Origin of the sequence: Streptomyces sp. NRRL WC-3742 (genome assembly GCF_000720635.1) — a bacterium.
GTDB lineage: Bacteria > Actinomycetota > Actinomycetes > Streptomycetales > Streptomycetaceae > Kitasatospora.
Window position 1 is genome coordinate 1 of sequence record NZ_JOCF01000209.1, and the last position, 248, is coordinate 248.

The following is a 248-nucleotide window of genomic DNA, read 5'->3' on the forward strand; positions in this document are numbered from 1 at the left end:
TCCCGTCCCCAGACCGGGGAGGAGTACCTGGAGAGCGTCCGTGACGGCCGGGACGTGTGGATCTACGGCGAGCGCGTGACCGATGTGACGGCCCATCCGGCGTTCCGCAACAACGCCCGCATGGTGGCCCGCCTCTACGACGCGCTCCACGACCCGGCGCGCAACAGCGAGTTGATCGTCCCGACCGACACCGGCAGCGGCGGCTTCACCCACCCGTACTTCAAGGCCCCCTACCGGGCCGAGGACCT

Annotated in this window: 1 protein-coding gene; it reads left to right on the top strand. The window is 70.2% G+C overall.

All coding sequences use genetic code 11. The annotated features are described in order from the left end of the window. Positions 1-248: 4-hydroxyphenylacetate 3-hydroxylase N-terminal domain-containing protein (locus tag IH61_RS42315; RefSeq protein ID WP_037974241.1), on the top strand; the 248-nt coding region annotated here is incomplete at both ends.